General features: G+C 58.8%; 28 protein-coding genes. 21 read left to right on the top strand and 7 right to left on the bottom strand.

The annotated features are described in order from the left end of the window. Positions 1 to 224 precede the first annotated feature (224 nt). The 8 genes from BCM02_RS03095 (at position 225) to BCM02_RS03060 (ending at position 9181) form a co-directional block, all read left to right on the top strand. A complete protein-coding gene (locus BCM02_RS03095) occupies positions 225 to 1778 on the top strand; it encodes a phytoene desaturase family protein (protein ID WP_148927953.1) in 1554 nt (517 codons plus the stop codon). 15 nt (positions 1779 to 1793) lie between these two features. Then, positions 1794 to 3242 carry a phytoene desaturase family protein gene (locus BCM02_RS03090; RefSeq protein WP_148927562.1) on the top strand — a complete coding sequence of 483 codons (1449 nt, stop codon included), beginning with the start codon at positions 1794 to 1796 and terminating at the stop codon, positions 3240 to 3242. Positions 3243 to 3244: 2 nt separating this feature from the next. After that, a complete protein-coding gene (locus BCM02_RS03085; protein ID WP_148927561.1) occupies positions 3245 to 4117 on the top strand; it encodes a phytoene/squalene synthase family protein in 873 nt (290 codons plus the stop codon). Further along, complete coding sequence (locus tag BCM02_RS03080) at positions 4114 to 4848, top strand: carotenoid biosynthesis protein (protein ID WP_148927560.1); 735 nt, start codon at positions 4114 to 4116, stop codon at positions 4846 to 4848. The genes BCM02_RS03085 and BCM02_RS03080 overlap by 4 nt, the downstream gene beginning before the upstream one ends. Next, complete coding sequence (locus BCM02_RS03075; protein WP_148927559.1) at positions 4817 to 5572, top strand: lysophospholipid acyltransferase family protein; 756 nt, start codon at positions 4817 to 4819, stop codon at positions 5570 to 5572. Before BCM02_RS03080 ends, BCM02_RS03075 begins: the two co-directional genes overlap by 32 nt. Beyond that, positions 5548 to 6705 carry a glycosyltransferase family 2 protein gene (locus tag BCM02_RS03070; protein WP_148927558.1) on the top strand — a complete coding sequence of 386 codons (1158 nt, stop codon included), beginning with the start codon at positions 5548 to 5550 and terminating at the stop codon, positions 6703 to 6705. Before BCM02_RS03075 ends, BCM02_RS03070 begins: the two co-directional genes overlap by 25 nt. Then, a complete protein-coding gene (locus BCM02_RS03065; protein ID WP_342791293.1) occupies positions 6702 to 8180 on the top strand; it encodes a phytoene desaturase family protein in 1479 nt (492 codons plus the stop codon). The genes BCM02_RS03070 and BCM02_RS03065 overlap by 4 nt, the downstream gene beginning before the upstream one ends. Before the next feature lie 80 nt (positions 8181 to 8260). Further along, positions 8261 to 9181, top strand: a complete 921-nt coding sequence (locus BCM02_RS03060) for an aldo/keto reductase (RefSeq protein ID WP_148927556.1) — start codon at positions 8261 to 8263, stop codon at positions 9179 to 9181. Between the two features lie 83 nt (positions 9182 to 9264). Here BCM02_RS03060 and BCM02_RS03055 read toward each other — a convergent pair whose 3' ends face one another. After that, positions 9265 to 9594, bottom strand: a complete 330-nt coding sequence (locus tag BCM02_RS03055) for a DUF5658 family protein (RefSeq protein WP_148927555.1) — start codon at positions 9592 to 9594, stop codon at positions 9265 to 9267. 165 nt (positions 9595 to 9759) lie between these two features. Next, entirely contained in the window at positions 9760 to 10005 is a 246-nt protein-coding gene (locus tag BCM02_RS03050) for a hypothetical protein (protein WP_148927554.1), read from the bottom strand. A 161-nt stretch (positions 10006 to 10166) separates the two neighbouring features. Between BCM02_RS03050 and BCM02_RS03045 the strand changes: the two genes are divergently transcribed. From BCM02_RS03045 to BCM02_RS03010, 8 genes are all read left to right on the top strand, one after another. Beyond that, positions 10167 to 10658, top strand: coding sequence for a hypothetical protein (locus BCM02_RS03045; protein ID WP_148927553.1), 492 nt, complete (start codon positions 10167 to 10169; stop codon positions 10656 to 10658). A 131-nt stretch (positions 10659 to 10789) separates the two neighbouring features. Then, positions 10790 to 11074 carry a hypothetical protein gene (locus BCM02_RS03040; RefSeq protein WP_148927552.1) on the top strand — a complete coding sequence of 95 codons (285 nt, stop codon included), beginning with the start codon at positions 10790 to 10792 and terminating at the stop codon, positions 11072 to 11074. Positions 11075 to 11370: 296 nt separating this feature from the next. Further along, complete coding sequence (locus BCM02_RS03035; protein WP_148927551.1) at positions 11371 to 12438, top strand: BMP family lipoprotein; 1068 nt, start codon at positions 11371 to 11373, stop codon at positions 12436 to 12438. Positions 12439 to 12570: 132 nt separating this feature from the next. Then, positions 12571 to 14070, top strand: coding sequence for an ABC transporter ATP-binding protein (locus BCM02_RS03030; protein WP_148927550.1), 1500 nt, complete (start codon positions 12571 to 12573; stop codon positions 14068 to 14070). Between the two features lie 37 nt (positions 14071 to 14107). Continuing rightward, positions 14108 to 15136: an ABC transporter permease gene (locus tag BCM02_RS03025; protein WP_148927952.1), complete on the top strand. Its 1029-nt coding sequence runs from the start codon at positions 14108 to 14110 to the stop codon at positions 15134 to 15136. Then, positions 15120 to 16037, top strand: coding sequence for an ABC transporter permease (locus BCM02_RS03020; RefSeq protein WP_148927549.1), 918 nt, complete (start codon positions 15120 to 15122; stop codon positions 16035 to 16037). Before BCM02_RS03025 ends, BCM02_RS03020 begins: the two co-directional genes overlap by 17 nt. 18 nt (positions 16038 to 16055) lie before the next feature. Further along, the gene (locus tag BCM02_RS03015; RefSeq protein WP_148927548.1) at positions 16056 to 16727 is read left to right on the top strand and encodes a sulfite oxidase-like oxidoreductase; all 672 of its coding nucleotides are present in this window, start codon (positions 16056 to 16058) and stop codon (positions 16725 to 16727) included. 1 nt (position 16728) lies between these two features. Then, the gene (locus BCM02_RS03010; RefSeq protein WP_148927547.1) at positions 16729 to 17463 is read left to right on the top strand and encodes a nucleoside phosphorylase; all 735 of its coding nucleotides are present in this window, start codon (positions 16729 to 16731) and stop codon (positions 17461 to 17463) included. 158 nt (positions 17464 to 17621) lie between these two features. Here BCM02_RS03010 and BCM02_RS03005 read toward each other — a convergent pair whose 3' ends face one another. Further along, positions 17622 to 18677, bottom strand: a complete 1056-nt coding sequence (locus tag BCM02_RS03005) for a hypothetical protein (protein WP_148927546.1) — start codon at positions 18675 to 18677, stop codon at positions 17622 to 17624. Positions 18678 to 18839: 162 nt separating this feature from the next. After that, entirely contained in the window at positions 18840 to 19538 is a 699-nt protein-coding gene (locus BCM02_RS03000; RefSeq protein WP_148927545.1) for a cupin domain-containing protein, read from the bottom strand. Between the two features lie 176 nt (positions 19539 to 19714). Between BCM02_RS03000 and BCM02_RS02995 the strand changes: the two genes are divergently transcribed. Further along, entirely contained in the window at positions 19715 to 20593 is an 879-nt protein-coding gene (locus BCM02_RS02995; protein ID WP_148927544.1) for a cupin domain-containing protein, read from the top strand. Positions 20594 to 20681: 88 nt separating this feature from the next. Here BCM02_RS02995 and BCM02_RS02990 read toward each other — a convergent pair whose 3' ends face one another. Continuing rightward, positions 20682 to 21485, bottom strand: coding sequence for a hypothetical protein (locus BCM02_RS02990; protein ID WP_148927543.1), 804 nt, complete (start codon positions 21483 to 21485; stop codon positions 20682 to 20684). Positions 21486 to 21731: 246 nt separating this feature from the next. On the opposite strand from BCM02_RS02990, the gene BCM02_RS02985 reads away from it, so the two are divergent. Beyond that, complete coding sequence (locus BCM02_RS02985; RefSeq protein ID WP_246183168.1) at positions 21732 to 22664, top strand: tyrosine-type recombinase/integrase; 933 nt, start codon at positions 21732 to 21734, stop codon at positions 22662 to 22664. A gap of 109 nt (positions 22665 to 22773) precedes the next feature. After that, a complete protein-coding gene (locus BCM02_RS02980; RefSeq protein WP_148927541.1) occupies positions 22774 to 23613 on the top strand; it encodes a DegV family protein in 840 nt (279 codons plus the stop codon). A 52-nt stretch (positions 23614 to 23665) separates the two neighbouring features. Here the strand turns inward: BCM02_RS02980 and BCM02_RS02975 are convergent, their stop codons facing one another. Together BCM02_RS02975 and BCM02_RS02970 are read right to left on the bottom strand one after the other, a co-directional pair. Further along, the gene (locus BCM02_RS02975) at positions 23666 to 24463 is read right to left on the bottom strand and encodes a class I SAM-dependent methyltransferase (protein WP_148927540.1); all 798 of its coding nucleotides are present in this window, start codon (positions 24461 to 24463) and stop codon (positions 23666 to 23668) included. After that, the gene (locus BCM02_RS02970) at positions 24456 to 24953 is read right to left on the bottom strand and encodes a MarR family winged helix-turn-helix transcriptional regulator (RefSeq protein WP_148927539.1); all 498 of its coding nucleotides are present in this window, start codon (positions 24951 to 24953) and stop codon (positions 24456 to 24458) included. The genes BCM02_RS02975 and BCM02_RS02970 overlap by 8 nt, the downstream gene beginning before the upstream one ends. A 113-nt stretch (positions 24954 to 25066) precedes the next feature. Here BCM02_RS02970 and BCM02_RS35620 point away from each other — a divergent pair, with 113 nt between their 5' ends. Both BCM02_RS35620 and BCM02_RS02960 read left to right on the top strand, forming a co-directional pair. Next, positions 25067 to 25918 (top strand): sugar phosphate isomerase/epimerase family protein, encoded by an 852-nt coding sequence (locus BCM02_RS35620; RefSeq protein WP_148927538.1) that lies wholly within the window; start codon positions 25067 to 25069, stop codon positions 25916 to 25918. Positions 25919 to 26033: 115 nt separating this feature from the next. Further along, positions 26034 to 26393: a response regulator gene (locus tag BCM02_RS02960; RefSeq protein ID WP_148927537.1), complete on the top strand. Its 360-nt coding sequence runs from the start codon at positions 26034 to 26036 to the stop codon at positions 26391 to 26393. The last annotated feature ends 69 nt before the right edge of the window (positions 26394 to 26462 follow it).

Below are 26462 nucleotides of genomic sequence, written 5' to 3'. Positions count from 1 at the left end.
TTTTGTATAGTATGTGTATAGTTAATGTATAGATGGTGCATAGGTGTATGAGCCGTGTTCGCGCATTGCGCATGGAGAGAAGCGTTATGCGACGCGTCATACAGTCTGCCATACAAGCGGAGCTATTCGCGCTGCCCTGGAGCCAATGAACGGGTGTTGGGGGGCGAACATGCTGCGCTTTAAATTACGTTTTAAATATCTACCTTCGGGTAGATATAATTGTGATGCACGATGCCACGAAGCAAAGGAGGTACCGCGTGAAACAAGGTCATGTGGCTATAATAGGCGCGGGACCCGGCGGCTTGGCCGCTGGCATGCTGCTCGCCGGTCAAGGCTACCAGGTGACCCTTTACGAGAAGCAGACTTACGTGGGCGGCAGGACATCGCGCCTGCAGCTCGGCGAATACGCCTTCGACCGGGGACCGACGTTCCTGATGTATCCGTCGCTGCTCGAAGAGCTGTTCCAATCCGTCGGGCGATCGCTGTGCGACTACGTTGATCTCGTCGAGCTGGACCCGCTGTATCGCCTGAAGTTCGGAGATCTCGAATTTACGCCCTCAACGGATATGGATCGCACCGAAGCGGAGATCGAACGGTTGTTTCCGGGCAACGGGGCCGGCTATCGGCGGTTCATGCGAGAGGAAGGGCTTAAGTTCGATCGGATATCCCCGCTGCTCATGCGGCCATTCGGCAAACTACGCGATTATGCCCGAAGCGACGTGTTCGCCGCGCTGCCGCGATTGAACGCCGTCGATAGCGTATACAACCGATTGTCCCGATACTTCGACGACGAACGGTTAAAGTATTCGTTTACGTTTCAAGCCAAGTATTTGGGGATGTCTCCTTGGGAATGTCCCGGCACGTTCACGATTCTGTCTTATCTCGAGCATCGATACGGACTCTATCATCCCATCGGCGGCGTCAACCAGGTATGCGAAGCGATGCGGCGCGTCATGGAGGAATACGGCGGCAAGGTAGAGTTGGGGCGCGGCGTCGCGCAAGTCATCGTCAAGAACGGCGTGGCGGCCGGTCTGCTGCTGGAGGACGGCGAGCGCATCGAGGCGGACCATATCGTCGTGAACGCGGATTTCGCCACGGCGGTTCACAAGCTGTTCGACCCGTCCGATCTGAAGAAGCACAAGCCGGTTCGCGTCGCGAAGAAGAAATATTCCTGTTCGACCTACATGCTCTACCTCGGGCTTGATCAAAAGATTCGCATGCCGCACCATAACGTGCTGTTCGCAAGCGATTATCGCGCCAATGTCCGCGACATCATGAACAGCCGCGTGCTATCGAAGGATGCCTCCATTTATATCCACAATCCGGGGCTGCACGATCCGACGCTCGCGCCGGCAGGGAAGACGGCATTGTACGCGCTCATGCCCGTTCCGAATTTGACGGCGGACATCGATTGGGCGGAGCAAAGCGCGATCGTTCGCGAAGCGATGCTGACGCGAATGGAACTGGAGCCGGAGCTAAGAGGCATCCGCGGCCGGATCGAGACCGAGGCGATCATTACGCCGCGGCAATGGCGCGACGAACATGACGTTTACTTGGGCGCTACCTTTAATCTAGCCCATACGCTCGATCAAATGATGCTGCTGCGGCCGCACAACCGATTCGAGGATGTCGGCAATTGCTGGCTCGTCGGCGGCGGTACGCACCCGGGCAGCGGGCTGCCTACCATTTTCTCCTCCGCGCGAATCTCGGCGGAATTACTCATGGAACAAGATCGGAGTTCGCGCAGAAGCTTCTTGCGCGCGACCCGCAACTCATAGAGGAGGAAAGCTTCGATGGACATCGCGATCGTGGGCGGCGGCGTCGGCGGCATGACCGCGGCGCTGCTGCTGAGCAGACAAGGCATGAACGTCACGATCTACGAACGCAGCGCCAAGCTGGGCGGCCGGCTGGCTTACGAGGAGGGCGGCGGCTACCGGATCGACCAGGGGCCGACCATCGTCCTGCTGCCGGAATTGCTGCTTTCCATATTGGAAGAAGCCGGTATCGAACGCGGCCGTATTCCGCTTGCCGCCTGCCAGCCTCTATACCGCATTCATTATGCCGATGGCACGATTTTGCACAAATATCAGAACAAGGCGCGTCAAATCGAGGAGCTGGAACGGCATTTTCCCGGCGAGGCGGCCGGTTTCGAGCGTTACATGACGGATATGGCGAACGTTTACGACCAAGGCAAGCCGGCCTTCCTCGACCGGCCGTTCCTGCGCAAGCGCGATTTCTTCCGCATTCGCAATTTGAAGCTGCTGGCCCGACTGCACGCGTTCAAGAGCGTGCGCAAACTGGCGGCAAGCTACTTCTACGACGAACGTCTCATCGATGCCTTCTCGCTCCAAACGCTGTATATCGGCGGCGCGCCGTCCCGAACGCCGGGGCTCTATTCGCTTATCCCGTATGCCGAACATGCGTATGGCGTGTGGTACTTAAAGGGGGGCTATGCGGGACTCGCCGATCTATTGGCGCGCGAGCTGGCCGATCGCGGCGTTCGCATCCGGTTGAATGCCGAGGTAGAGGAACTATTGACCTCGAATGGCGCCTGCCGCGGCGTGCGGGTGCAGGGGAAGGTAATCACGCATGATGCCGTGGTGTTCAACGGCGATTACCCCGGGATCTCGCGCTTGCTTCCGCAACGAGCGAATAAGTTGGTCAAGGCGTATGAGCCTTCCTCCGGCTGCTTGCTCGTCTACTTGGGGTTGAACAAGCGCTGGCCGGAAGCTTCCGTTCATCAATTTTTTCTGCCTCCCCGTCTGAACGACACGCTACGGCAAGTGTTCGCGGAACGACGCGTGCCGGATGAGCCGTCGTTCTACTGCTTCTATCCGGGGGCCATCGATGATTCGGCCGCGCCGGAAGGAGAGAGCGTCATGTACATGCTCGTGCCGGTACCGTCTTCGGATCACGTCGATTGGGAGGCCGAGGCGGGACCGCTTGCGGAGCGGGTCATCGAAGAAGCGGAGCGGCGCGGTTTCCCCGGACTGCGCGCCGCCGTGCGCTGGATGAAGATCCGGACGCCGCGCGATGCCGAGGCCGATGGCTTGTACGGCGGGGGCAGCTTCGGCATCGCGCCGCTACTTGCGCAGTCGGCGGTGTTCCGGCCGCAGCTGGCGCCGCTGCCCGTCGCCAACTTGTACGCGGTCGGAGCTTCGACCCATCCGGGCGGCGGCGTGCCGATCGTCATGCAGGGCGCCCGGCTGCTCGCGAATCATATCGTAAAGGAGATGGCGTAATCATGGAGATCGCCGCATGTTTGTCCAGCTGCGAGGCAGCGATCGCGCAGGGGTCCAAAAGTTTCTACAACGCGTTCCGTCATCTGCCGAGCCCGCGACGCGAAGCGGTCTACGTCATCTACGCGTTCTGCCGGATGATCGACGATTCCATCGACGAGCCGTGGAAGTCGCCCTATAGCTTGGATGAGCTGGAGCGGCATTTAAAGGAGTTGCATCGGGCAAGCGGGCATTTCATATGGCCGGCGCTCCGTTGGTTGTTCGCCGCGTTCCCGTTATCGAAAGAGCCGTTCTATCGCCAGATGGAGGGGCAACGGCTCGATTTGAGCTTGACGCATTATTCGACGATGGAGGAGCTTGAGCGCTATTGTTATCTCGTCGCCGGGACCGTCGGGGAAATGCTGCTTCCCGTTCTGCATGACCAACCCGGTCCGGAAGTGACGGCGGCCGGCATCTATTTGGGCCAAGCGATGCAAATCGTCAATATCGTGCGCGACATCGGCGAAGACATGAACCGCGGCCGGCGTTACGTCCCGGCGGCGCTGCTCGCGCAGCACGGCTACGGCGAAGAGGAGTTCAAGGCGAAGCAGATCAACGAAGCCTTCCGCGCGATCATCCGTGACCTAACCGCGCTGGCGGATCGCTGGTTCGCGCGCGGTCTGGCGCAACTGGACGGCTATCCGGCCTCCAGTGCGTTCGCGATCGAGCTCGCGGCCGCTTACTATCGCGGCATTCTCGATGAAGTCAGGGTCAATCGCTATCAGGTGTTCCACCGACGGGCCGTCGTCGGTCCGGCCGCCATGCTGGGCATGTACGCCCGGCTCAAAGCCAAATACGCGGGAATCGCCGATCGACGCGATAACGACGCCGTCTCGTGAGCATCATTCGGCCGTTATTTCTCATTTGGTACGCGATTGGGCTTGCGCTCATGCTTACGGTCGGCGTTCCCTCCGCGCTGTCTTTCTCCAATGGCTTGTTTCTCGTCTTTTTCACGGTTTACGCGTTAAGCATCGAATCCAAGCTGGAGAAGAGCCCGCGCGCGATGTACGGCAGGGCGCTAGCGGTCGGCATCTTGACGTTCGTCATCGAGCGAATCGGCGTCGTGACCGGATTCCCGTTCGGCGGCTACGCCTACACGCCGATCTTGGGCATCCGCTTCGTCGGCGTGCCGCTGACGATCGCGCTCGCGTGGGTCGGGATTTTGACGATTGCCGTTCTGCTATCGGCTTCTTCCACGAGGCTGGGCAGAGCCTTCGAGACCGGCTGTTGGACGGTGCTGCTCGACCTGGTGCTCGATCCGGTCGCGCATGCGAGACAATTCTGGCTGTGGGGAGAGGGAGCGGGGATGACGTTCTACGGCGTACCGCTTCAGAACTTCGTCAGTTGGTTCCTCATCGCGGCCTCCGCTTCGCTGCTGTATCCGCTGCGTCATGTGCCGACGGATATCCGGAGGGAAGCCGCGAGGCTCATGCAGCTGATGCTGTTGATGTTCGGACTGCTCGCCCTGCGCGAAGGTTTGACCGCGGCATTCGCGATCGCGTTGGCGGGCATCGCCGGCATGGAAGGAGCGTTCCGGCATGCTGCGCGCAACGAACAGCGATTGGTTTAAACGGATATTCGCCCTCTACAACGAGCATTACCTGCTGCGCAGGCATTTTCATTCCATCCGGATGCGCGGATGGCCGGATATCGTTGACGGGCGTCCCGTGCTGTACATCATGAATCACAGCTCCTGGTGGGACGGACTTCTCGTGTACCACGCCGTTCGCCGATACTCCCGGCATGCCCACTTCATCCTCATGGAGGAGAGGCAACTGCGCACGTTCGCCTTCTTCCGCAAGCTGGGCGCGTTCCCGATCGATCGCGACCGGCCGGCCGCGATGGCGGCCACGTTCCGTTACGCGCTCCGGCTGCTAAGCGAGGGAAACCCGGTATGGATCTTCCCACAAGGCGAGATCCGCCACGCCGAGGAACGGCCGATTCGCTTCCGCGAAGGCGCGGCACTGCTGCTGGAACGGATGAACGAGACGGTCGTCGTACCGGTGACCGCCTATTACGCCATGGCGCTGCACCAACGGCCGGATGCGTCGCTCTGGTTCGGTCCGCCTATCGAGCTCGACTGGCGGACGATGGGGCGCGCGGCGGCGACCGAGCTGCTGCGGACGGTCGTGGAGGCGCAATTGGACGCGCATCGGGAACAAGCCATCGCTCACCCGGACGGCGAATTGCGCGATTTCGTTCCCATTATGCGAAGCGGACGTTCGACGAGCGTTCGATACGAGTCGTGGAGAAGGAGGCTGAAATCCGGATGGCGGTCGTTCTTTGGATCATAGCCGGCTTGGTCGCGGTCCAGCTTCTGTTCGCGCTCTGGAATCTGTCGTCGCTGCCTAATCTGGGAGGGACGGGGGAAGGGCGGAGGCGTCTGGCTGATGGCAACGATCCGGGCAATTCCGCTCCGCTGTTCTCGGTCCTCATTCCCGCGCGGGACGAAGCCGCGAACATCGGCGATTGTCTGAAATCGGTCTTGGCCGAGCCCTCGACCCTCATCGAAGTCACCGTTCTGGACGACGGGTCGCGCGATGGCACGGCGGCCGTCGCCCGCAGAGCGGCGCTGGACGATCGGCGGGCGAGCATCATCGCAGGTATACCCAAGCCGGACGGCTGGACCGGCAAAGCCTTCGCCTGCCATCAGCTCGCGCAGGCCGCTCGCGGCGAATGGTGGCTGTTCCTCGACGCCGATGCCCGATTGGAGCATGGCGCTCTCGCGGCCGCCATGGATACAGCGCTCATTCAGCGGCAGGGGCTCGTCACCGGGTTTCCTAGACAGGTGACCCGCACGTGGCTGGAGCGGCTCGTCGTGCCGCTCATGAACTTCACGATTGCCTGCCATCTACCGATCCGGTTCGTGCGCGGCTCCGACGATCCGAAATTCGTCGCCGCGCACGGCGCCTTCATGCTCGTCCATGCAGACAGCTACCGAGAAGCGGGCGGACATGCGGCGAATCCGAATCATCTCGTCGACGATATGCAGCTTGCGCGCGCGTTCAAGAAAGCGAAGCTGCCCGTCTCGCTGGTCGATATCAGCGCGTACGTATATATGCGGATGTACGCGGACGGCGCTTCCGTATGGTCCGGATACAGGAAGAACATATACGCGGGAACGGGAAGGAACGGATGGCTGTTGACCGCGATCATGTTGTTCTACGGCGCGCTGTATGTCCTGCCGCCTGCTGCGCTTGCGGCGTCCGTCCTGACACGCCAAGTCGATTGGATGACCGGCGCTTCCGCCGGAACGCTGCTTGGCGTTGCGCTGAAGTACGTTGTCGACCGAAGAGGCAGGCAGCCGCTGCCTCATGCGCTGCTGCTTCCGCCTGGCATTGCCGCGCTGATCGGGATCGCGCTCGCTTCCTGGCGAGACGCGGCGAGAGGCGTAGGCTATGAATGGAAAGGGCGGCGGTACGAGTGAGCAGACGAGTCATCATCATCGGAGCGGGCATCGGCGGTTTGTCGGCGGCTATTCGGTTGGCGGCGGCCGGGTATGGCGTCACCATCTTGGAGCAGCAGAACGAAGTGGGCGGCAAGCTTCAGCGCGTCGAAGGAAACGGCTATACGTTCGACCGCGGACCGAGCACGATAACGATGATCCATCATTTCGAAGCGATCTTCCGCCAAGTCGGTAAACATATCAATAATTATGTAAACTTCTACCCGATTGCCGAAGGTACGCGACACTATTTTCCAGATGGCACGATCGTCGACTTCTCGACGGATGCCGGAGCGATGGAAGCGCAAATGGCGGTCTACAGCGAGCATGACGCCAAAATGTACCGTTCGTTCATGCAGGAGTCCGAACGGCTGTACCGGCTTTCGGAGCGGCATTTTCTGAATCGCCTGCTCGCCTCTTGGCAGGACAAAGCGTCGCCGTCGCTCGCGTTCGCGTTCGCCAAAGCGCGGCCCTTTGAAACGTACGCCGGCTTGCTAAACCGCTATTTCCGGCATCCTTATACCAAAGCGCTCTTCGGCCGATATGCGACCTACGTCGGTTCCGATCCCGAGCGGGCGCCCGCGATCTTCGCGATGCTCGCGCATGCGGAACAGCGGCACGGCGTGTACGGCGTTCGAGGCGGCACGTACGCGCTCGTCCTCGGGTTGAAGCGGCTTGCATTGGAGCTTAGCGTCGATATTCGCACTTCCGTCCGAGTCGAACGCATCGCATCCACGAACGGCAGGGTAACGGGCGCAGAGACGGCCATCGGCTTTCTGCCTGCCGACATCGTCATCGCCAACGGAGACGTCCTGTCGGTGAATCGCGATCTGATCGTCGCGAAGGACCGGCCGGCCATGACGGATGCAAGAATACGGCGCTATGAGCCGTCGTTATCCGGGTTTGCGATGCTGCTCGGCGTCAAGCAGACGTATCCGCTGCTTCGCCATCACACGGTATTCTTTCCCGAGCGATACGGCGAAGAATTCGATGCGATCTTCCGGGAACAACGTCCGCCGCGGGAGCCTGCTCTCTACATTTGCAATACGAGTTACTCCGAAGCCGGGCTCGCGCCCGAAGGGGCGAGCAATCTGTTCGTCCTGGCCAATGCGCCATACCTTACGGAGGAATGGAGCTGGCAGGATCGGCAAGAGGCGGTCGCAGATCGAATTATCAGTCGGCTGGAGGCTTGCGGAATGCAGAATTTGCGCGAACATCTCGAGTTCCGATCGTTATACACGCCTGCGGATCTGGCGAAGGATACATCCGCCTACCGCGGCGCGATCTATGGCATCTCGTCGAACCGCCCGTCGCAGACGTTCGCGAGACCCTCGAACCGCGGTTCGCTGCGCGGTCTGTGGTTCGTCGGCGGGACGACGCATCCAGGGGGCGGCACGCCGATGGTGGCCGCCTCGGGCCAGCTCGTCGCCGAAGCCGTTATCCGCGAAGATCGTTAATGGCATGAAGCAATTTTGACTTCTCCTGTCCGCATCGTATTTAATTAGGACAAACCCGTGTAGAGAGGATGAAGTTTCCAATGAAATATCGTACGTTAGGCAAAACCTTAATGCCGGTATCCGTGATCGGCGTCGGCACGTGGCAGTTCGGCGGCGAGTGGGGCATGCAGTTCGCGCAAGACGAAGTCGACGCGATTCTGGACGAAGCGGCCGAGCAGGGGATCAACCTGATCGACACGGCGGAATGTTACGGGGATCATCTCTCGGAGTCTTTCATCGGCAGTTATCTATCTCGCAGGGAGCGGGACAAATGGATCGTGGCGACGAAATTCGGCCATCAATTCCACGAGCGGTTCACCCGCACGGACAAGTTCGCGGCCGCGGACGTCATTCAGCAGCTCGATGCGTCGCTTCGGGCGCTTCGGACGGATTACATCGATCTGTACCAATTCCATTCCGGCCCCGATGCCGTCTTCGATAACGAGGAGCTGTGGGACGTGCTGAACGAGCAGGTGAAGGCGGGCAAAATCCGCCATCTCGGCACGTCGATCGGGAGCAACGCGAACATCCATCAGACCGACGCGTCGACGAAGGTCGGCTCGGCGGCGATTCAAGTCGTGTATAACCGGCTCGACCGCGTGCCCGAGGAAGAAGTGTTCACTTCCTGCCAGAAGCAGAATCTCGGCGTGCTCGCGCGAGTACCGCTTGCCAGCGGCTACTTGAGCGGCAAATACAAGCCGGGCGCCGTATTCGACGCGACCGACGTGCGGCATCGTCACGACGCGGCGGCGACGGAGGCGAAGCTGCGCGAAGTGGAGCGTATCGCCCGCGAGGAAGTGCCGGCGGGCGTCGACATGGCCGCATGGGCGCTTGCTTGGTGCCTTCGCCACCCGGCCGTGACGGCGGTTATCCCCGGCTGCAAAAATCCGGAGCAGGTTCGCGCCAACGCGAGCGCCGCGCAGCTCGTCGAGTCGGAGCATCCTTCGGAGACATCGATCTAAACGCGCATAACGACAAGAGCCCTCCCGATTGGCAGGGCTCTTCGCTATTTTCGGCATTAATGATCGTAAAGTTTCGTAAACCGTTATAAAGCCTGAATGGCGAGCGATACCCAGAACAGATGGTAGACGTTGACCGCGGCGTAAATGATCGTGGCAACAAGGAGAAGGACGCAGAGCCAGCGTTTGCGCTGCAAGCGGGGGAGAAGCAGCAGGAGGACGGACGGGATGGCCAGCTTCCAACCGTAATAGCTCCACACGTTCCATTCGTAGATGGCTTTGACCAGCGGATTCAGTTCTTCGATTAATCGCATGCGCAGCCCGATATCCGTGAACAGCGCATCGGTGAATCCGAATGCGATCAGAAGCAGGGCCATCGTCCGCATCGGCAATCGAACGGTCCAATTGAGCAGCATGTGAGCACCTCGCGTACGTTTGAATGGCCTGATCAATGATAGATTCATAGGCTCAATTAAAAGATACAATACGTATCATTTAGTTGCAAGCGCTAACTAAACTAACCACGCTTAGCGTCGACGTCCGAAGCTTACCTTCCTGTCCTATCCCCGCATTCTCGTGGCCTACCCGCATCCCGGGAACGGCAAGATGTCGGATACGTCTTGTAACGGATAGTGAAACGTCGCGAATTGACGGGCATACAAGTATTGCATGACATATACTTCTCCGCCTTGAACGCCGCATACCACGCCGGTGACGCCTTGCCCGTTGCGCAGGGACAACCCGGCCGTCCTCCCGATGAGCGCCATCGCTTTTTGTTGAACCGTCCAGCTGCTGCCCGGCAGGGGTCCCGGATTGGGCGTGAACATGATGATCGTCTCCTCTCGATTGCACCGCCTTGTTAAGCAATGTATGCGAGCGGCGTCGTTTCGGCGATTCCTCATGGCCTGCTTGGTTTCGGTTGAAGTTTGGTGCGCGTGAGGAAGCCATGCTATAATCAGCCCATAACTTGAAACGCCGGAGGCCGCTAATGCTTACATTCGAACAAAAACTCGACATCATCTCCTCATACCCCGAGCTCGTCCGCAAGGATGTATCGCTTGGGCGCATTAATTTCCAATTTGAAGACAGCTTATATGATAAGAAGAATGTCGTGTTTCACCTTCACCGCAACGGGAACGGCTACATCTACGCTGGTCTGGTCGACGGCGCGCCGGTCGATGACAAAGGATTCCTCAATTTGCGCGATCTGAGCGAAGACGAGATCCGATCGTGGATCGAGAAGTCGATCGCGTCGCTGTCCGTTCGGGAGGAGGAGCCGGTGGTTCCGTCCAAGCGCAGCCGGAAGCGCGCGAAGAAGGAGCAGACTTGGACGAACGCCGAAGGCCAGAAGCTGCTGGTCAAATACGAGGACGAGCTGTGGTACGTCTATTCGGGCTTAAGTCTGGAGTCCGCGTTCGAGACGGTCGAAGAAGCGGAACAATATTTGGCCGAAGAAGGCTTCTCGCCGCCGGCGGGCTAGTGTCTGCCAGCCCGGAATCTTCGTGATTCTCCTGACTTTCTTCGAAAATATCATCACTTTGCGTTTTCCCGTTTCGCGCCGCCGCGCGTTGAAGTAAGATTTGGGAAACAGACAAGAAGGAGTGGGAGCTAATGGCGGAGCAGCAGTACGAAATTTTCGACGATCCGTTCAAAATGTTGATTTTGCTCGCGCAGATGGCCGCGGATAAACGGGGAGAGACGCTCGATTACGGCAACGTGCCGCCGATCGACAACGAGACGTTCTCGCTGACGAACGGCAAATTCGTCTACAAAAAGGACGACATCGTCATCACATGGTATGAGTTCCTCGGACGCGACATCGCGTGCAGCCGGGACTTGACGCGCAATGAATACAACAAAATGTTCGTCGACTGCATGCACAGTTTATTCCAGTAAAAGGAATGCCGGCTCACCCAGAGCCGGTGTTTTTTTATGGACATATTGGAAAGTATAAGTTTCACGCAGTTACTTTTGCCTCTATGTCTCTGGAACGAAACGCGCCTCGCCGCAAAGACGGCGATAGCCGTTTCGCCTTGATTTTGTGCAACCTATAACTAATTCGACAGAGTTTTACAATTTGACTCAAAATTCAGCAAATAAAAGACGGAATAGCATTGACATCCCGTTTATTTCCTACTAGATTAGTATACATTAGACACTTTAGAGAGATGAGAGGAGAACAGAGAATCATCATGAAAAAATGGACAGTCTTGACGCTCGTGCTGTTCGCGCTTACCGTCGTCTTGTCGGCTTGCGGCGGCAACGCGAACAACAACGCGGGTAATGCAGGCAACGCTGGCAATGCGGCCGAGGGCGCGAACGGTGCCGCCAACAGCGGCGAAGCGAAGAAACGCGTCGTGCTCGTCACGCCGGAGAAGATCGGCGTGAATCAATTCTTTACCCAAATGGTCGAAGGGTTGGATAAGGCGGCTGCCGAGTTCAATCTGGAGACGAAGGTCATCGAATCGGCCGACCCGACGCAAGTGGAGCAGAACCTACGCGCCGCGGTTGCCGAGAAGTACGATCTGATCATTACCGCCGCGTTCTCCGCAGCGGATGCGCTGAAGAAAGTGGCGACGGAAAATCCGGACCAGCCGTTCGCGATCATCGATACGGTCGTGGACGCGCCGAACGTGCGCAGCATCGAGTTCCGCGAGCACGAAGCGGCTTATCTGCTCGGCGCGGCGGCAGGTCTGTCCACGAAGACGGGCACGGTCGGCGCGGTTGTCGCGATGGATGTGCCGCTGCTCGGCAAATACACGTCGGGCTTCGATCAAGGCCTGAAATCGGTCAAGCCCGACGCCAAGTTCCTCGTGAACTTCGTCGGCAGCTTCACGGATCCGGCCAAAGCGAAGGAGCTGGCGCTTCTGCAGCAATCGCAAGGCGCTGACTTCGTCGCGGGCATGTCCGCGGTCGGCGATTCCGGCGTATTCGAAGCGGCGAAGGAGAAGGGCTTCTACACGGCCGGTCAAGATACCGACCGCACGGGCGAAGATCCGGAGCACGTCGTCCTGTCTCAATTGAAAGAAACCGATACCGTCACGTACGAAACGGCGAAAGATTTCGCGGCAGGCAACTTCACCTATGGCTCGATCAGCTACGGCCTGAAAGAAAACGGCGTCGGCATCACGTTCGTCACGGCGGAATCTTCTTCGCCGCTCAGCCCGTTCGTCGGGCAGGAGAACGTGGACAAGCTGAAGAAAATCCGCGACGATATCGTATCCGGCGCGGTAACGGTCAAGAACCCGCTAGCCCCATAATCGATCGTAATACGCGTACTGAACCGGTTGCCGACAAGCAGCCGGTTTCTCGCGTCTTAAGAAGGTTTATGTTTAGACGGACAGGATAAGATTCGAAGGGCGGAATCTACTCGGAGAGGAGAGGCTGGAGCGATGCTGCTGCAGATGGAAGGCATTACGAAGCGGTACGGCGGCCTGACCGCGAACGATAGCGTCAATTTCTCGCTGCGCGAAGGCGAGGTGCACGCGCTGGTCGGCGAGAACGGGGCGGGCAAGTCGACGCTCATGCGCATGCTGTACGGGGAAGAGCAACCAACAGAAGGAAAGATCCGGATACTAGGCGAGCCGCGGGCGTTCACGGCGCCGTCCGATGCGATCAAGGCAGGGATCGGCATGGTCCATCAGCATTTCATGCTGTTCCCGTCGTTCACCGTGGCGGAAAATATCGTCATCGGCCGCGAACCGAAGTCTGGCGGGAAATTCGATCGGAAGGCGGCTGCCGAACACGTGCGCGCGTTGTCGGAGAAATACGGCATGCCCGTCGACCCTTCCGCGAAAGTCGCCGATTGCCCGGTCGGGGTACAACAGCGGATCGAAATTTTGAAGGTTCTGAATCAGGGGGCGAAGCTGATTATACTCGACGAGCCGACCGGAGCCCTTACGCCGCTCGAGGTAGACTGGTTGCTCCGGGCGATCCGGAGACTGGCCGCGCAGGGGATCAGTTTCATCCTCATTAGCCATAAGCTGCACGAGGTGCTGGGCACGGCGGACCGGATTACCGTGCTGCGGGACGGCAAAGTAACGGGCACCGTGAACGCGGCGGATACCGACGCGGCCGAGCTGTCGCGGATGATGGTCGGCCGGGAGCTGGCGCCGTTCGAGCGGAAGGCGGCGAACGCCGGCGAAGCGGTACTCGCGGTGGATCGAGTGACGGTGCGCGGACCGAAAGGCGGCAAGCCGCTCCTTGATAATGTCAGCTTCACGGTAAGAGCCGGCGAAATCGTCGGCATCGCGGGCGTGTCCGGCAACGGCCAGTCGGAGCTGCTGCAAGCAGTATCCGGCTTGCGCGCGGTCGACGAGGGACGCGTGGCGCTGGCCGGCGCGGACGTGACGAACAAGGATGCTGCTCAATTTCGCCAAGCTGGACTCGCGCACATACCCGAGGACCGTTACCTATGGGGAGCGGCGAAGGAAGAGAGCGTGGCGGACAACGGCCTGATGGGCCACGTCGGATCGCTCAGCCGACGCGGCATTTTGCGCAAAACGGAAATTCGCGACACGGTATCGCAATGGGTGAAATCGTTCAACGTCAAGACGGCTTCGCTCGATACGAAGGCGAAGCATCTGTCCGGCGGCAACATGCAGAAGCTGATCGTCGCCCGCGAGATGGCGCACGGCACGCCATTCGTCATCGCGGCCGAACCAACGCGCGGCGTGGACATCGGCGCCATGGAGACGATCCACGACGCGCTGCTGAAGCGGCGCGAAGAACGCGGCGCGATCCTGCTCGTCTCGTCGGAACTGACGGAGATTCTGAAGTTGTCCGACCGGATCTTGGTGCTGTACGAAGGGAAGATCGCCGGCGAGCTGTCGGCCGAAGAAGCGACGGAGGAGAAAATCAGCATGTTGATGGCGGGAGGTGGCCGCGATTAATCGCATCGGATGGAACAAATACGCGCAAGCGCTCGGCATGCCGTTCATGGCAATCGCGCTCGGACTGTTCGTGGGCGCGATCGCGATCTGGACGGTTGGCGGATCGGTCATCGACACGTACGCGGAGATGTGGAAAGGGGCGTTCGGCAGTTTCTACTTCACGACGACGACGCTCACGCGCGCGACGCCGATCATTCTCGCCGCGCTCGGCGTGTCGCTCGCGTTCCGGGCAGGCTTCTTCAACCTCGGCGCAGAAGGGCAGATGATTCTGGGCGCGCTTGCCGCCGCGCTGGCGGCGATTTACGTACCCGGCAACGGACTCATTAAAATATTGGCCGCCGCGATCGCGGGCATGCTGGCCGGCGGATTGTGGTCGCTGTTGGCAGGCTGGCTCGATACGCGCTTCAAGTTGAATCTGCTCATCACGACGCTGCTGCTGAACTACATCGCCATGTACGCCGCCGGTTACATGGTCGCCTTCCCGCTGAAGGAGAAGGGCGGCACCGGCGGCGCACAGACGGAGATGCTGGACAGCGCCGCATGGCTGCCCAAGCTGTTCGCGGGCATGACGCTGCATGCCGGCTTCCTCGTCGCGGTGTTCGCGGCGCTGCTGCTGGCATGGTTCCTTGCCTACACGGCAAAGGGCTACGAAATTCGCATGCTGGGCAGCAATCCGCTGTTCGCGGCGTTCGGCGGCGTGAAGCGCGGGCCGCTCATGCTGACAAGCATGATGATCAGCGGCGCGCTCGCGGGACTTGCGGGCACATTCGAAGTGCTCGGCACGCAGTATCGTTACATCGACAACATGATTACATCTCCCGGTTATGCGTGGTCGGCGATCATGGCGACGCTGCTCGCCGGTTCCAATCCGATCGGCTCGGCGCTTGCCGCGATTCTGCTCGCCGCGCTTCAGACGGGCGCGATGGGCGTGGAACGCAACACCGAAGTACCGCTGGAGATTTCGAGCGTCATTCAATCCAGTTTGATTTTGTTCGTTTCGGCTAGGGTCACGTTCTCCTTCCTGAAACGGCGGAAAGCGAGGGGTGCCGATGGAAACGCTGCTTGATTGGTCGCTCCTTAGCGCAACGTTATGGAAAGTAGCGCCCTTGCTGCTCGCCGCGCTCGCGGGCGCGATGTGCGCGCGCGTCGGGATATTCAACGTGGCGCTCGAGGGCATGATGTTAACGGGGGCGTTCACCGCGATATTGGGCAATTATTGGTTCGATAACGTCCTGCTCGGCGTCGTGTTCGCTTGCCTTTGCGTAGGCGCGCTATCGTTGCTCTTCGGTTATCTGGTCATCGGCCTGCAGGCGAACGCGATCGTCGTCGGCACGGCCATCAATTTCTTGGCGACGGGGCTTACGGCGTTCAGCCTGTTCGCGATCTTCGGCGTGAAGGGACAGTTCCGCGACAGCGCCATGAGCGGTCTTCCGAAGTGGAACATTCCGCTCGTGCAAGATATTCCGGTCGTCGGAGAGTTGCTGTCCGGGCATACGCCGCTCGTCTACTTGGCGTTCCTGCTCGTCGTCGCGCTTCAGTTCTTCCTCTTCCGCACGGTCATGGGCTTCCGGCTGCTGGCGGTCGGCGAGAATCCGGTCGCGGCCAAGAGTCTCGGGCTGCCCGTCCGACGCTACCAATACGGCGCGATCGTGTTCAGCGGCATCCTATGCGGACTGGCCGGCGCGCAGCTGTCGCTCGGCCAGGTCACGTTGTTCACCGAGAACATGACCGCCGGCCGCGGCTTCATCGCGCTCGTGGCGACGATGCTCGGCCAGAGCAACCCGATCGGGGTCATGGGCGCGAGCTTGCTGTTCGGGTTCCTCGATACGCTGAGCACGAGGCTGCAGAGCTTCTCGGTGCCGACGCATTTCACGATGATGTTCCCTTACGCGATGACGATTATCGTCATGCTGTTCTTCAAGGATAAATCCTATCTGCGCCAATCCGGCCGGTTGGACAGCAAATAACGATTGGAGGCTTAAGCGATGCACAACAAAGCCGAACGGCTCAAAAAAAGCAAAAAGCCGCAAGTCCAAATCGAAGAGCACCTTCGGCACCGGCTGCCGTCCGGGCAGATGCTGACCGATCGATTCCCGATCCTGCATGAAGGCGAAGTGCCCGTCTACGACTTGAAGGCATGGCGGTTGTCGGTCTTCGGAGCGGTGGCGCAGCCGCGCGAGTTCACGATGGACGAGCTGCTGGCGCTTCCGCGCGCGAGCGTCACGTGCGATATCCACTGCGTTACCCGCTGGTCGAAATTCGATACCGCGTGGGAAGGCGTTCGCTTCCGCGATTTCGCCAAGCTGCTGGGCATCGACGAGCAAGCGAAGCACGTCATGCTGCATGCGGATGAGGATTACGAGACGAACGTTCCGCTCGAAGATCTCATGCGCGATGACGTGCTGCTCGCGTTCAACTACGACGGAAAGCCGCTGACGGACAAGCATGGCTTCCCGCTGCGGATGATCGTGCCGCATCTCTACTTCTGGAAGAGCGCCAAATGGCTGCGCGGCATCGAATTCATGATCGAGGACCGGCCGGGCTTCTGGGAGCGCAACGGCTTCCATAATACGGCCGATCCGTTCCTCGAGCAGCGGTTCTCCGGCGAAGCGCTGCCGATTCCCGAAGACGAGTGGACGCGAAAGGAGTTCGATTGATATGGCTTTGCTGCCTATTCTGCAAATCGAGACGGAGGACGTGCCGGAACTTTCGATCGTATGCGGGGACCCGTTCCGGGCGGCCGCTATCGCCGAGAAGCTTGACGATGCGGTCGAACTCGGCCATACGAGGGAATATCGTTCGTTCAAGGGAAGTTACAAAGGCGCGGAGCTCGCCGTCGTTAGTCATGGCGTCGGCTGCCCGGGCGCCGCGGTGTGCTTCGAGGAATTGATCAAGGCGGGCGTTAAGACGATCATCCGCGTCGGCACCGCCGGCTCGCTGTCCGGATCTTACGCGGCCGGAAGCTTGATCGTCAGCACCGCGGCCGCGCGTGAAGACGGATTGACCCGCCAACTGGTGCCTCCCGGCTTCCCGGCCGCGGCGGACAGCCAGGTGACGGATGCGCTATACGCGGCCGCGCTGGCGGCGAATCCGCCGGGAGCGGTGGGGAAGGGAATTACGCTGACGATCGACGCGTTCTTCAGCGGCGCCGTGGAGCTGCCGCACGAGACGTATAAGCGGGCCGGCGTCATCGCGGTCGAGATGGAAATCTCGGCGCTATACGTCATCGCGGCGCTGCGCGGCATCCGCGCGGGCGCGATCGTGGCGCTCGACGGCGATTCCACCGCGGTGGACGAAGGCTACGACCCGCATCGGAACATCGTAGCCGAGGCGGTGGACGCCGAGATTCGGGCGGCGCTGGAAGCGATGGCGGCGTTGGCGCGAACGAAATAACGACGGCAAGCCATTACGGCGGCGCGGGCGGACAGCCTGCGCCGTTTATTTTGGCGATGATCACGAGAGACGAAATAAGCAAGCTCACTTGGCGAAAACCGCTGCGTGGGCTTGCTTTTTCTCGTAATTAACGCCATTAAATTATTTATTTCATGCCATTAAACATCGACCGGTTCATTATCGATCACGATATCGTCGAGATGCTCGTTCCGATGCATGAGCGACAAATTCAAGCCGTCGTAGTCGCGTTCCTTATCTAGCTCGCGCATGAGAATCGCGGCGATCTCCGCGGCGTTCTCGACCTGAATCAGATCGCGAAAATCGATATACCCGCTGAGCCTCCGTTGGTGAATGTCGACAGTGGCGGTACCGATCGGGTGGTTACCGTCTTCTTCCGGGTCGTAAATCTCGTAGGTCAACGCATCGCCGTCGTCGCGCACGAGCACGACTTCGAACAGATCGTCCGCCGCCTGCCAGCTGAAGGCGTCTTCGTCCTCATCCGAGTCCGCATCGTCCGGCGTCATTTCCGCCGTTTGGATGACCGTGCCTTTGTGCAGATGACGCAGCTGGAAGCCGTGCATCTGTTTGTCGTCGAAGTCGCGAATGATCAGCTCCGTGATAAAAGAGACGGCATCTTCGTCCGGCTCGTACTTCCAGTTGACGTCGCCGCTGACCTGACCTTCTTCGATGCCGAGATAGATCTTGGCTACACGGCTGTCGTTATCGTCATAGACATGGTATTCGGCGGATTCTTCGTCTTCCTCGATGACGACAAGCTCGAAGCTCACGTCCTCGTCGCTGCTTTGCCACTCGTATTCGAGCTCCTCGTCGTCATCCTCATCATCGTCCGCATCGAAATCTTGTTCATCGGTCGGGAACTCGTCCGTAAACGAAGAATAGCCGTTCGCAAGATCGGTCTCCAGACCGTCTTTAAACGAGACGATGCGGTCATAGCCGCTGTATGTAATCAGCACGTCGCAGTGTTCGGCCAGCACGGCATTGCTGAACATTTGCACATATTGCTGGAGGAACGCGATCACTTCTTTTTTGTCCGACTTCGGGAGCACGCCTTCGTCTAATTGGGCGGAGCCGGCAGCCCGGTCGCCTTCCCGGTAGACGATCGTAAGCGTGCCGACGTACCGGCCATCCAGCAGAATATCGCTGACTTCGCCGCCAGCAGTCCTTAAATCCGGCCTCAGCATGATTTGACGCATTCGCATTGCCTCCTGTACATGGTGTAGCCGGAAGGGCGATTGGCACTTTCCGGTAGTGCAACATGTTCTAGGGTGTTCCAATCCAATCGATTTATGTATGTCGGGCGCGAAAAAAGCATCCGGCCCGATTCGGGCGGATGCTTGCCCGAGCGAACCGCTCGGTTACCAGGAATTCCGCTTCTGCCAGCCTTGCCATCCGTTGCCGGGCACGGCCGAAGGTTCATTGGCGTCATGCGCCGCCTGCGAGATCGTCTGCCCGTAATAATCGTACGCATGCGGGCTCCGGTGCGCTTGCGGTTGAGGCTGAGCAGGGGAGTGGGGAGCGGCCGCATGGCAGCCGGACGGCGGACCGATGACAACCGTATCGGTAATCGGCGCGAGCGTCTCCTTCACCTTCGTTTCATCCAGGCAGTATGAATGCGCGAAGACGCTGGCCGGCGTGAGGCGCAGCAGATCCGAACCCGCGATGAATTCCGGCACGGGCGCATCGAATATCGCGATTATATGCGTATTGTCCTCGGTCGCGATTTCATAGTGCCACCAACCTTGCGGCACGTTGGCGACTTGACCCGGCGCAACCGGGATATGGATTAGCTGTTTCGTGAACGGGTTGATCAGCGAGACGACCGCGCCGCCCGAGACAAGGTAGACGAGCTCGGACGCATTCTGATGGACGTGCGGCTCGACGATATTGGATTTGCTCAAATAAATATCCAGCAAGGAGACGTTCCCGAGCGTGTTCAGCTGGTTGATGGAGAGCGTGTTCATGTAATTTTGCGCGTCCTTCTTCGTCGTCTGGTTTTTCGTCAAGTCGAAAAAAAACCGCGCGTCCGGCGACGTGAAATCCACATTCGCATTCATGGTCTTTCGATTCCTGCCTTTCCGATGGGGGTAGGAGCGAACATCCTGATGTACGCATCTTATGCGCGCGAAGCGGGTATGTGCCCATTGTTCACGGCGGTTTTCACATGTGACACATTAGGCGGGCTAGGCATACAGTAAATGGACGTTTACCTACACAGGGAGGAACCGCACCCATGGATAATTTCATACTGAAAACGCCAGGCCTGATGCTCAGCGGCGATTCGACCGAAGTCGTCAACGCGAAACGCGATTCGAAAAACTACATTACGCAATTGTTCGGCGAGCAGCTTCCGGCGATCGAGAACGGCTTTTTCAACGCCCATATGAGCAAAGGCATGATGGTCAATCCGCACTGGCACACGAACACGACCGAAATGGTGTTCGTCATTTGCGGCGAGCTGATCACGTCGGTATTCAATCCGTTCACGCAAAAACTGATGACCTACCGCTTAAAGCCCGGTCAAGTGTCGATCTTCCCCAAAGGCTGGTTCCACTGGATCGTGTCGCTTAGCGACAAAACGCATTTCCTGACGATCTTCGATCAGCCGACGCCGGATATCGTGTTCGGAGCTGATCTGATACGCAGCGCGAAAGACGTCGTGCATCGGGCATTCTGCGTGAACGAGGAAGAATACGCGAAGGCGATCGCGCCGATCAAGGAATCCGTTATTTTCGGTCCGCCGAAAGGCTGCGATATGTTGGACGGCAAGGAAGATCCGGACTGCAACGACGCGGGTATTCAACCGGCATGGCAAGCGCCGCACTATGGGCAACCGCAATACGGACAGCCGTATTATGGCGGCGGATATGCCGTTGCAGGTCCTTCGGCACCCGGGTATGGGGCGCCAACGCCGACGTATCCATATCAACGCAATCTGATGAACGACACGCTGCAGGCGATCGAACCATGGGTGCGGAGCAGCCTGCAAGAAGCGGGCGACGCCTCTGCCGAGCAGTCGCTGCGCGAAGCGGCCGCGGTCGCGAATTTGATCGCGAGAGGCTGCGAGCCTGCCGTTGCGCACCAGATCGTGGAATCGTGGTTTAAGAAATAATCGCGGCCGCCTGGGCGCATGCAAAAAGACACTGCCTTTCCCAATCGGGAGGGCAGTGTCTTCTATTTTGCGAGGAGAACGCCATCAACTAAGAGGACGTCTGGCTAGCAGCCGCGGACCGACGCTCGAACTCGCGCATCGCTTTCTCCAAATTGCTCGCTTGATGTACCGGCTGCTGTACCGGAATGCTCGGCTCGCTCCCGGTTACGTCCGAACCAACTTGCAGCCGAGACGCTTCGTCACGCTGCGCGTCACGTGTCGACTTCTGAACGCAGGCGTCGTGATCAAGATGCGCGGCGGCGAAATAGTGGGCTAAACCCGAAGCTGCATGGTCGTTCGAAGTAAGCGTTTTCTCAATCTTCGATTTGGACCGAATTTGCAAGGCGGCCGCCGACGCCGTCACGGCTAGCAGCGCCGTATGGAGCAGCCAAATTCCCGCTCCATGCTCAGCCGATTCATACAGCCAGCCCGGATGGAGCGCCAGCCCTGCGGTTTGGACGGCTGCCACGATCATGGCGGAGACGAGAACGAGCCGGATTCGCCCATAATAGGCGATCGCCGCGATGGCCGCGAAGAACACGAGATGCAGCTCGGCTTTGCCTCCGCCGCCAATGACAACGGACAAGCCGGACGAGATCAGCACCAAACTGCCAAACATCGGTACATGGCGATGCGTATCGTTGGATCGATAGAGCAGACACGCAGCTATCCAGAGCAACACGGGTATGAGCATCGCAATGTTCTGTATATAAACAGGAGGCGGGAAGTTCCCGGCTACCGGGGCGGTTTCTCCAAAAAGGCGGAAACTGCGCTGCAGAATATGGATGATCGAACTAAGCATGAAGCTGGCGAGACCAAGCCCGAGCATGAAACGATTTTGACGGCCTAACACGATGTGTCCTCCTCGACGTTCAATTGCGCTACAAGAGATATCGGAGGGATGCGCGAACGATTGCAGGTTGGAAGACGCAAGCGGCTCGCTTAAATAATTCCAATGCGAAGAATAGGCGCGAACCGGCGATCGGATCGCAGGAAAATGACGCCAACTGTCGAATATAAAATTGCATGAAATCTATATTTCGCGCAATTTCGATTCTAAGCGACTTTTTGCGGGATCGACGGAAGTGAGGTTATGCCAATGGATGACACGTTGGAGCAATATGAGCGGGATTTGAGCTTGTTCTCGAACTATATGAAAGACCGGGGATATTCGAAAGAAACGCAAGCCGGATACATGCGCGACGTGCGACGATTCCTCGCTACTCTAGGCGGCAAGCCTCCGGGCGAAGCGGACAAAATCGACGTTATGCATTATTTGACCGCGATTCGCGAAGCGGGGGCGGGCGCGCGATACCGGAACCGAAGCCAGTCGGCCGTGCGGCTGTTCTATAAGATTTTGCGAGAGTTCGACCGCGTCGCCGCCAACCCGGCGATGGACATCCCGAAGGCGAAGGTGGCGAAGAACCGGATGCCGTCGTTTCTGGACAAAAGCGAGCTGGACGAGACGCTGACCTTCGTATCCGGCAAGTACAAGCTGCGCGATACGGCGATCCTGGCGCTAATGTCCTATGCCGGGCTGCGCGTGGGCGAAATCGTGCGGATGAATATGACGGATTTCGACACAAAGTCAACGATTCTTGGTATACTGGGCAAAGGGGAGAAGTGGCGCTACGTGCCGCTGCCCGCCGAGCTGGGAGCACTGCTGCAAGCCTGTCTGGCGCAGCGGATGAAGCCCAAGTCTAGACGGGACGAGCAGGCGTTCTTCGTCTCGCAATTCGGCCGGCGAATTAGCCGACGGATGGTGCAGACGATCGCGGGGAAATCGCTCGCCGGCTTGATGGAAGCGCATCCGGAGCTGAGAGGGAAGCGGCTATCGGCGCACAAGCTGCGTCATTCCTTCGCGACGGAGCTGCTGAGAGGCGGCGCGGATTTGCGTACGGTACAGGAGCTCCTCGGTCACGAGGATATTTCGACGACCCAGATTTACACCCATATCTCGGTGGAAACGAAGAAATTCGCGATGGACAAGGTGCGCCCGGCCATACCGGAGAGCATCGCCGCGATGCGATAGCCGATATGCGCGGCGATTCGCGATAAACCGAGACGAAAGACGCATAACGACGTATAATGACTGGCGGCTCTAGCAGCATGGGGCCGATATCAACTAGGGGGCGAATAACATACCAGCCATTAAAATTGTGACCGATTCCACCACCGATTTGCCTAGAGAGCTGCTCAATCAGTACGACATCGAGGTGATTCCGCTCTCGATCTTCGTAGACGGCGAATCGTTTCTAGATACGGTGACGATCTCGCCGGATGAATTCATCCAGCGCATGATCGCATCCAACGAATTACCGAAGACGTCGCAGCCGGCCGTCGGCGCTTTCCTCGAAACGTACGACCGGCTGGGCGCGAACGGCGACACGATTATTTCGATCCATATGACGGGCGGGATGAGCGGAACCTACGCGACGGCTTGCGCCGCGGCGGAGATGTCCGAGAGCCGTGTGGAAGTTATTGATTCGCAGATGATCTCGCAGGCGCTCGGCTTCCAAGTGCTCGAAGCGGCCCGTCTGGCCCGCGAAGGCAGCACCGTGGACGCGATTGTCGCGCGAGTGAAAGAAATTTTCGAGCAAACGTCGCTATTCGTCGTCGTCGAGACGTTAGAGAACCTGATTAAAGGCGGACGAATCGGCAAAGCGGCCGGTCTTTTGGGGACGATCCTCAAGATCAAGCCGATCGCGATGCTGCAGCAGGGCGTCTATTCGCCGGTTGCGAAAGTGAGAACGTCATCGCAGATCGTCAGGACGTTGATGGAACGGTTCGAATCCGATATCAAGGGCAAAATCGTGCGCGGCGTCGGCATTTCCCATGCGGATAATCTCCCGCTGGCCGAACGGCTGCAGCAGGAGATCGCCCGCTTCACTTCGATACCGGTACGCATTTGCACGACGACCCCGATCATTTCGACGCATACCGGACCGGGCGCGATTGGATTTTCTTATTATGCGGAGTAACGCCTAATTTCATAAGCGCGGTTAAGCACGCTTTCCTTAAGGGGAAGGCGTGCTATTTGTTTGTCTTGCGAGCGAGGAAGAGTCCGGTTGACGTCGTAATCGTGAATGGATGGTCGTCGTCGATATGGCTGACGAATGCGGAGAATCGTTGGATCTCCTCGGGCGCGAGAATGATAAGCCCATCGAACAGGCCGTTGCATGAGAGCAGATAACGAAGGATGGCGTTAGGATCGGTTACGATCAGCGTGTTCGGATATAGCCGAAGATCAATAGGTTCAAACTGATTGCGGAGCAGGCTTGCGCCTTTATCGAGCGAGAACCGGGACTGGATGCCATACGCGATTCCAGGGTAGCTTGAATGCGCGTCAAAGGCGAGCGCAAGCTCTGTCATCTCCCGCATATTCCCGCTTCCGACCGTTGAAGCGACGAGCAGACCGTCGGGTCTGAGCACCCGATTAATCTCGGCCAGCGCGCAGTCAAGGCCGCTGACATGATAGAGCATATGATTCGCGATCACGACGTCGAAGGAAGCGTCGGGATAGGGGATGGATATCGCGTCGATCATATTCCAATCGAACCGGTCATGGATGGGAGCGAGCGACGTCTTGGCCGCCTGAAGCATGCCGGGCGAGAAGTCGGAAAGCGTGATCCGCCAAGCATCGGGTATGCGATTCGCGTTCGCTTGCCAGAGCAGGCCGTTGCCCGACCCGAGCTCAAGGATATCCGCTTCCGGCAGAGGCGGAATCTGTTCCCACACCCAATGCGGCCAAGGCCGCGGATTGGTTCCGAATGCGGCGTGCAAATAGACCCGAGCATTAAAATTACCGGCGTTCTCGTATTGTTTAAACATCAAGATCCTCCTTCGTCGTGTTAGCTGTCATGGACTCGCGAGATAGCCGCCGCGCAGCCATACTGTTCGCGTATCGAGACAGGAGCTCCGCGAAACGGGCTTGATCATCGTCCGCCCAATCCTCCAGCAGCTCGCGAATGACGGTCACGCTGCGATCCAAAAAGGACTGAAGCGCCGAATCGCCTCGTTCGGTTATGCGCAGCAGACTGGAGCGGCCATCCGACTGATCGCTTGCGGCATCCAGCAGACCGTCTTTGATCAGGGTTTGAATTCTGCGGGTAATCGAGGAAGGATTGACGCCGAGCTCCCGGGCGAGTGCCATGGGACGTGCCGCTTGCTGCGATTTCACGAACAACAGAATTTCGAACGTCATTCGGTCCATGTCCGTGCGCATGTCCTGCGCCTTTTGAAATTCTTTGATCAGACTCAATGTCCCGATTGCGACGGCATATGCGGGATGTCGGCGATCCGACATGCGTGGCTCCAACATGGCGTCCTCCTGTTCAATGCGTCGTATATTTGTTTGCGCAACTGGCTTCAACCCGACGTCGATCCTGCTACACTTAGTCTAGTACACATTATCGAACGAAGGAGCGAACAAGCATGGCGTATTTATCGGTGAGCACCTGGAGTCTGCATCGGCTGCTGGGGCCTTTACGCTGGACGTATTGGGACGAACAGAACAAGACGCAGGCAACGCGCGAGGAATTACAGCCGCAGGAGATCGAATTGCTTGATCTGCCGGCGGAGGCGGGCAAGCGCGGGTATCGCGCGCTCGAGATTTGCCATTTTCATTTTCCATCCACCGACGAGGAATTTCTGCGGCGGCTAAAATTAAGTTTCGATCGTGCCGATATGTTATTCGACACCTTGTTGCTTGATTACGGCGATCTCACCTCGCCGGACGAAGCGCGAAGGGCGTCCGATCTGGCGTGGATGAAACGCTGGATCGGGATCGGAGCCGATTGCGGCGCTCGCCGGATTCGCATCATCGCCGGCGAAGCGGATGCTTCGGATCATGCGGCGCTCCGGCAGTCGGCGAAAGCGTTGTCAGAGTTGGCCGAATTCGGGCGTCAGGTTGGAATTCAAGTCGTGAGCGAAAACTTTAAGGCATTAACGATTCGTGCCGTTAACGGCGTTGAACTCGTCCGGAATGCCGAAGGCAAGCTTGGTTATATTACGGATTTCGGCAATTATCGCGGAGAAGGCAAGTTCGAGGAGATCGCGATGACCGCGCCGCTAAGCCAATCGGTCCACGTGAAGGCGCAGGACGATTCGGATGGGCGACCGGACGCCGATGAACTCCGGCGCTGCCTGGATGTCGCGCATCGCAGCGGTTTCGACGGCGCGTACGTGCTAATTTACGACGGTCCGGGCGACATGTGGCAGGGCTTGGAACGGCTACAACCGCTGGTGGAACCGTATGTCGCGGGTGAGCGCGGCGCCGGTAAATAACGCGTCCTTCAGCAAAATGTGGAAGCTTGGACAGCGTACAATTTTCACCCGCATTCCGGTTACACTAGTCCCAAACAAACAACATGACACTTCATCTCAGGGGGAACGGGAACATATGGCGAAAATATTAGTCGTCGACGACGCAGCTTTCATGCGGCTCATGCTGAAGGACATCTTGACGAAGGGCGGACATGAAGTCGTCGGCGAAGCGGAGAATGGCCTAGTCGCGGTCGAGCGGTATAACAACCTCAAGCCGGATTTGGTCACGATGGACATTACGATGCCGGAGATGGAGGGCATTGACGCCGTAAAGGAAATCCGCAAAACCGATCCGTCCGCCCGCATCGTCATGTGCTCCGCAATGGGTCAGCAAATGATGGTCGTGCAAGCGATTCAAGCCGGCGCGAAGGACTTCATCGTCAAGCCGTTCCAGCCGGACCGCGTGCTGGATTCGGTGAAGAAAGCGTTAGGTTAACGGAGAAGCCGCGTTATTCTTGGTTCGCACCGTCTATCGTATACAGCTCGAACAGGCACCTGGACATCG

Source organism: Paenibacillus methanolicus, assembly GCF_008124765.1.
Lineage (GTDB): Bacteria > Bacillota > Bacilli > Paenibacillales > Paenibacillaceae > Paenibacillus_Z > Paenibacillus_Z methanolicus.
The sequence above is the reverse complement of the archived record's forward strand: the minus strand, read 5'-3'. Positions and strand labels throughout refer to the sequence as shown.

What these genes read in the sequence shown, in the direction of transcription:
- BCM02_RS03045 (WP_148927553.1), top strand. Translation starts at nt 10,167, where the DNA reads ATGCTTACATTCGAACAAAAACTCGACATCATCTCCTCATACCCCGAG.
- BCM02_RS02985 (WP_246183168.1), top strand. Translation starts at nt 21,732, where the DNA reads ATGGATGACACGTTGGAGCAATATGAGCGGGATTTGAGCTTGTTCTCG.
- BCM02_RS03015 (WP_148927548.1), top strand. Translation starts at nt 16,056, where the DNA reads ATGCACAACAAAGCCGAACGGCTCAAAAAAAGCAAAAAGCCGCAAGTC.
- BCM02_RS03040 (WP_148927552.1), top strand. Translation starts at nt 10,790, where the DNA reads ATGGCGGAGCAGCAGTACGAAATTTTCGACGATCCGTTCAAAATGTTG.
- BCM02_RS03095 (WP_148927953.1), top strand. Translation starts at nt 225, where the DNA reads ATGCACGATGCCACGAAGCAAAGGAGGTACCGCGTGAAACAAGGTCAT.
- BCM02_RS35620 (WP_148927538.1), top strand. Translation starts at nt 25,067, where the DNA reads ATGGCGTATTTATCGGTGAGCACCTGGAGTCTGCATCGGCTGCTGGGG.
- BCM02_RS02960 (WP_148927537.1), top strand. Translation starts at nt 26,034, where the DNA reads ATGGCGAAAATATTAGTCGTCGACGACGCAGCTTTCATGCGGCTCATG.
- BCM02_RS03000 (WP_148927545.1), bottom strand. Translation starts at nt 19,538, where the DNA reads ATGAATGCGAATGTGGATTTCACGTCGCCGGACGCGCGGTTTTTTTTC.
- BCM02_RS03050 (WP_148927554.1), bottom strand. Translation starts at nt 10,005, where the DNA reads ATGTTCACGCCCAATCCGGGACCCCTGCCGGGCAGCAGCTGGACGGTT.
- BCM02_RS03075 (WP_148927559.1), top strand. Translation starts at nt 4,817, where the DNA reads ATGCTGCGCGCAACGAACAGCGATTGGTTTAAACGGATATTCGCCCTC.
- BCM02_RS03030 (WP_148927550.1), top strand. Translation starts at nt 12,571, where the DNA reads ATGCTGCTGCAGATGGAAGGCATTACGAAGCGGTACGGCGGCCTGACC.
- BCM02_RS03020 (WP_148927549.1), top strand. Translation starts at nt 15,120, where the DNA reads ATGGAAACGCTGCTTGATTGGTCGCTCCTTAGCGCAACGTTATGGAAA.
- BCM02_RS03010 (WP_148927547.1), top strand. Translation starts at nt 16,729, where the DNA reads ATGGCTTTGCTGCCTATTCTGCAAATCGAGACGGAGGACGTGCCGGAA.
- BCM02_RS03070 (WP_148927558.1), top strand. Translation starts at nt 5,548, where the DNA reads ATGGCGGTCGTTCTTTGGATCATAGCCGGCTTGGTCGCGGTCCAGCTT.
- BCM02_RS03085 (WP_148927561.1), top strand. Translation starts at nt 3,245, where the DNA reads ATGGAGATCGCCGCATGTTTGTCCAGCTGCGAGGCAGCGATCGCGCAG.
- BCM02_RS03035 (WP_148927551.1), top strand. Translation starts at nt 11,371, where the DNA reads ATGAAAAAATGGACAGTCTTGACGCTCGTGCTGTTCGCGCTTACCGTC.
- BCM02_RS02995 (WP_148927544.1), top strand. Translation starts at nt 19,715, where the DNA reads ATGGATAATTTCATACTGAAAACGCCAGGCCTGATGCTCAGCGGCGAT.
- BCM02_RS02975 (WP_148927540.1), bottom strand. Translation starts at nt 24,463, where the DNA reads ATGTTTAAACAATACGAGAACGCCGGTAATTTTAATGCTCGGGTCTAT.
- BCM02_RS03090 (WP_148927562.1), top strand. Translation starts at nt 1,794, where the DNA reads ATGGACATCGCGATCGTGGGCGGCGGCGTCGGCGGCATGACCGCGGCG.
- BCM02_RS03060 (WP_148927556.1), top strand. Translation starts at nt 8,261, where the DNA reads ATGAAATATCGTACGTTAGGCAAAACCTTAATGCCGGTATCCGTGATC.
- BCM02_RS03025 (WP_148927952.1), top strand. Translation starts at nt 14,108, where the DNA reads ATGCCGTTCATGGCAATCGCGCTCGGACTGTTCGTGGGCGCGATCGCG.
- BCM02_RS02970 (WP_148927539.1), bottom strand. Translation starts at nt 24,953, where the DNA reads ATGTTGGAGCCACGCATGTCGGATCGCCGACATCCCGCATATGCCGTC.
- BCM02_RS03055 (WP_148927555.1), bottom strand. Translation starts at nt 9,594, where the DNA reads ATGCTGCTCAATTGGACCGTTCGATTGCCGATGCGGACGATGGCCCTG.
- BCM02_RS03005 (WP_148927546.1), bottom strand. Translation starts at nt 18,677, where the DNA reads ATGCGTCAAATCATGCTGAGGCCGGATTTAAGGACTGCTGGCGGCGAA.